The sequence below is a fragment of the Streptococcus sp. HF-1907 genome (assembly GCF_015594605.1).
GTDB lineage: Bacteria > Bacillota > Bacilli > Lactobacillales > Streptococcaceae > Streptococcus.
Genome location: NZ_JADNQT010000029.1, coordinates 1 through 5134, shown reverse-complemented (window position 1 = coordinate 5134; position 5134 = coordinate 1). Strand labels below are relative to the sequence as shown.

Genomic DNA, 5134 nt, shown 5'->3' with positions numbered 1-5134 from the left:
ATTGTAGACTATATTGATTATTACAACAACAAACGAATTAAGGTAAAATTAAAAGGACTCAGTCCTGTGCAATACAGAACTAAATCCTTTGGATAAATTAAATGTCTAACTTTTTGGGGTCAGTACAACCTGAGCGTCTTTAGACGCCGCTGGAGAGCAACGGCTTACAGCCGGTGTACAAGCCACCCGTTTTCACGGGTGGTTAGGACTTATGTTAAGGGCAATTAGAATTTGAACTTAGGAGGCTCAGGTGATCTAGATTTCATAAAGTCGAAAAACGATACTTTTCCAATAGGTGATAGTTGGGATACCTATTTTAGAAGAATGGTATCTTATTTTTAGTTATACGAATATACTCGTGGTGCTAGTTAATCTCAAAATACAATAAAAAGCCCAAAAGGACTATACTGTAAGTGGCTAAACAAACAGAGAGGACGTCCAAAAGAGCCACTTACAGTATACTGCTAAAGCTCATCACTTACAATGGAATATTAAGCAATTATCAAAAATTTGTTCAAAACTCTATCATGATTATTGTCTTGAGGACTTCAAGTACCGTCGTAATGTTAGCCTATCTAAAGTTTCGGATGAGCCACTGCTAGTCTTACTTCTTTTACAGGCTGAATTAGGCATTAAATCCCAACGGCATTTTTACCATATCTGCCAACTATTCCCCTGTGGGAAACGACTAGAAAGAAGTCGTTTTGACCGACGATCGAAACAGTTAATCTGGTTAATTCAAATCATTCATCAAGCTATGAATAACCAATTATCTCCTGATATAGTTGTCATCATAGATAGCTTCCCCTTGCCACTTTGTCAATCTGTTCGCAATCATCAAGCAAAAATTTTTGAAGGAACGGCAGATATTGGGTACAATGCTTCAAAACACCTGTGGCTTTATGGCTTCAAAGTGCATATGCTGGTCACTCTATCAGGCTATATTCTGAACTACGTTGTGACACCAGCATCTGTTCACGATATTAGAGCCGTTGAGGACTTACTGGAAAATTGCCAACAACCTTATATTTTGGCAGACTTAGGCTATCTTAGTAGGGAGCTTAAAGATCATTTGGTTCAAAAAGGCTATCATCTATGGACTCCTTTACGTCAAAACATGACAGGAGCTAACCAACATAATCATTGGAAATTGATGGCTATGAGACGAACCATTGAGACACGATTTTCAGAGCTTTGCGCTCTTTTTGATGTAGAGCATACATTGGCTAGAGGTTTATCAGGACTGCAATTAAGGCTTGAGCAAATTATACTTGTTTACAACCTGAGAGACTTTAAGATTAACTAGCACCACGAGTAACTAATATATGATTTGATTAAAAAGTCATCTTCGGAAGTGCAAACTGTGGAATGACGGTATGCATTTCTGAAGATTTTCTTTTTAAGTCTGCCTCCAGTTATTGGAGTTAGACTCAAGAAGAAAATGGATATTATTTTGGAAAGGAGACTTGCTTTTGAAAAACTGGATTAAGAAGTATGTGGCAAAATTTGCTATGCCACTAGTTTTTTTGATAGGTTTTTTATTGCTTGCCTATCCATCCTTCAGTGACTATTGGAACTCATTTCACCAATCACAGGCGATCATGTCTTACTCAAAAAGTGTTTCCAAAATGTCAAAAAAAGATTACTCTGATATTTTAACGAAGGCTCACCAGTATAACACAACCCACCCCATCAACTGGAATTTCTCTGATACCGATAGAAGAGAGTATAACCAGCAGCTTAACTTTAATTCTAGTGGCTCTATGGGCTACATTGAAATTCCTAAAATCAATGTCAAATTATCCATTTTTCACGGGACTGATGACTCTGTTCTTCAAACCTCTATTGGTCATTTGGAGGGGACATCATTGCCAGTAGGAGGATTGGGTACGCATACAGTATTGTCTGGGCACCGTGGTTTACCTTCAGCTAAACTCTTTTCAGATTTGGATAAACTCTGCGAGGATGACACCTTTACGCTACATGTTCTAAATGAAACGATGACTTATCAAGTTGACCAGATTCGGGTAGTAGAACCAACAGATCTATCAACTCTGACAGCAGACCCAAATCAAGACTACTGTACCCTGGTAACCTGTACACCTTACGGCATCAACACTCACCGTCTCTTGGTGAGAGGACATCGTGTGCCTAATTCAGATGGTAATGCTGACGTTATCTCTGAAGCTGTACAAATTAAGGCGCTTTATATAGCACCATTCATTGCAGTGCCGGTTTGTATTGTGTTAATCATCTACATCCTAGCAGTAACAAGCCGTCGCTACCAAGATAAACACCAAAACCGTGCACAAACTTACCTCCAAGAAAAAGGTATTGAAGTAGCATCAGCCAATAACAAATCTTATCACCATTTAGTTACTCAACTCACTAAGCTTTTAAACACAAAAGAAAAATAATAGAAAAGATTTATTCCCAAGTCTTATTTTGCCACACCTTTGGTTCAAGAGTCTTCTCAAGATTGTTTTAACATTGCTGACGTTTTTCATCAAGTTTTAGAGACCGCAGTCAATTAATTATTATCAGATTTTTGAGCTAACTTTACAACCTCGGAGGACATCACACAGCCAACTTTTTTATAGTACAGTAATTCTTTTTGGGTTTATGAATCGCCCTATTGTTGAGCTACACTTTTACTTCCTTATCAAAAATATCAGCTAGTTGGCTGAACACCACTCCATTCTTCAATGAAATTAAGGTAATTTGATGTTTTTCAGAATAGTTATCATGACTTGATTAACTGAAGCTTCCGACTTACCAGCAATGAGGTTAAAAACTCTATTAACTAACTCAGTAAACGCTAGTTCATAGGTCGTTTTTGAAACATTCTCACTAATAATATTTGCCCTTAAATAGATAGCCAATAGATTAAAAATTGGGGTTACCTTTTCCTTTAAGGGGATAAAGCCCAGCTTCTTTCTTAATAATTATGATGAATCCAGTAATAGAAGGCAATCATCTCAGGAGAAAATATAGTGATTGAAAACCAGAATCAGAGAAATCTATTAAAACGAGCATTGACAATTACCTTCCTTTACGCCTCTATTGCCTAACTTGCCCCTGATTAACGTCATTGTTAATTGTTTGAGATGCTATGGCTAATCTCCTAGAGAACGCCCTTATTGAGGTCAACGCTCTATCATTCATAAAATATTTTCTTCTTTGGATAGAGTAGTTTTGCATCTCCTAGCCTTTTGAATGTATCTAGGGGAGCAAAATTATCCATAAACAAAAAATAATCTAGAATCAATTCCGAACTCCACCAGATTAGTTATATCAACCGATTTCAGCGTTATAAAAAGAAAAATCGCCACGAAAGAATGGCGATTTTCTCTTTTGTAAGCCTCAGTGAAACGTCAGAGCGTTATAATAGGATTGTAAAAAATAGCGAGGTCTTACAATAAAAAGTGTAACACAACTCAACCTCTTTGAGGAGACAGAACTAGGTGATTTAGAAAAAATTTTAGCTGTGGTTGATAACCTTCCTGAGACAGGTCTATTTGAACAGATAGAATCCAAACGTAAAGGAGGGCGTCAAGACTATAGTGTTGAGTCTTACTTTATAGCCTATATTGCCAAATTAGTGCTTCAATTTCAAACTGACAGGCAACTGATTTGTCAACTCAACTGTAACAGTCAGCTACGTCAAATCTGTGACTTTTAGACTCACTATGTTACTCTAAAATATGGGAGCTCCAAGAAAGTCCATGCCCCATCGGCAGCCAGTTTCTCACGTTTTATGACAGACTTAGAAGCAGTTGTTGACAACTTAGAGGCTTGGGCTAAAACTGCGGTCACCGTGGTCTATGACAGCTTACCTGGTTTTGGTGTCCATTTGGTCTTAGACGGGAAGTATCTAGACAGTTACGCTAGTCCGTATCAAAAGAATAAGAAAAGACGGGACCACCGCTCTGATTTAGACGCTGATTTCTCCAAGAAAGAGACGCAATTACCTAACGGTCAGGTCTTACCCATTAAGCATTTTGGGTATCGTCTCCACTTATTTGCGGATACTAAGTACGGCTTACCAGTTGATTGGGAAGTGACACCAGCTTCTAAAGGAGAGCCGACAATTGCCAAAAGGATAATCAAAAACATGAGTCAGACCATTCTTGACAGAGCCGAGTGTCTAATGGCTGATAAAGGTTATAGCGGCAAGCCTCTCCAGACTCTCTTAGAAGAAGCCGCAATTATCCCTATCATTGACAATAAGCACTAGTGGAAAGAGGACGATACTAGACAGTATTTAGATACTGATTTGATTGGCAATCAGAGTGGCCAAGTTTGGTATGTGGCTGACAATGGCAAAGCGATTGAGTTGGTTTACAAAGGTTACGATAAGTCTTCGGACAGCCTACGTTATGGCTTTCATCCTAAATACAATAATTCTAAGAGTTATCGCTTGAAGCGTAGTGTTGAGCCTATTATAGTCACTATCGTAGCTCGTTCCAGTGCTAAGTTTAAGAGACTTTACAAAGAACGGACGAGTATCGAGAGGCTAAATGGGCGATTGGACAGGGATTTTCGTTTGGAAAATTACACCATTAGGGGCTTAGCTAAAATGAAAGTAGTTGTCACCATGAGCTTTCTAGTCATGGTAGGCTTCGCCTTGTACAAGCTCAATCACGGGCAAACGTTACATTTAGCCAGTTGGGTTGTTTAACTTTAAAAGTTTCCCTTAAGACCAAGGGTGGAGTCTACCCTTTTGGGGAGGACAGTACTCCTTTCAATTCTAAATCACACTGAACAAGGCGATTTGAGCACACCATATTCTTTTTTGATGGTCAAAATGTTCCTCCAAAGAGTGATAGATGGCAAGAAACGTACTTTCGGAATTGATTCAATCTAAAAAGCAGTTGACAGCGATCAATAAAAAAGGTATACTGTAATGGCTGTCTCGAAAGAGAAGCGTTAAGGAAAATAAAAAAATCCTTGACAAAATCTAGTAGTATTTGATAAAATAATAAAGCTATCAAGTGATTCAGTTGCTAAAAAACTTTTTTGAAAAAAGTAGTTGACAAGTAGTTGATTATTTGCTAGAATATAGAGGTTGTCTCTTGAGAGGCAAAGACCTTTGAAAACTGAACAAGACGAACCAAAAGTGCAGGGGTGAGGT

Annotated in this window: 5 protein-coding genes; all 5 read left to right on the top strand. The window is 38.2% G+C overall.

The features are described from left to right. Positions 1-96: IS3 family transposase (locus IYQ92_RS09880; RefSeq protein ID WP_133162783.1), on the top strand; the 96-nt coding region annotated here is incomplete at its 5' end. A 394-nt stretch (positions 97-490) separates the two neighbouring features. Continuing rightward, on the top strand, positions 491-1306 hold the full coding sequence (locus IYQ92_RS09875; protein ID WP_195676479.1) for an IS982 family transposase: 816 nt from the start codon (positions 491-493) through the stop codon (positions 1304-1306). Positions 1307-1511: 205 nt separating this feature from the next. Next, positions 1512-2417: a class C sortase gene (locus tag IYQ92_RS09870; protein WP_195676478.1), complete on the top strand. Its 906-nt coding sequence runs from the start codon at positions 1512-1514 to the stop codon at positions 2415-2417. Positions 2418-3757: 1340 nt separating this feature from the next. Then, positions 3758-4237, top strand: coding sequence for a transposase (locus IYQ92_RS10440; protein ID WP_229311383.1), 480 nt, complete (start codon positions 3758-3760; stop codon positions 4235-4237). A gap of 39 nt (positions 4238-4276) precedes the next feature. After that, positions 4277-4681, top strand: a complete 405-nt coding sequence (locus IYQ92_RS10435; protein ID WP_229311382.1) for a transposase — start codon at positions 4277-4279, stop codon at positions 4679-4681. Positions 4682-5134: the final 453 nt, after the last annotated feature.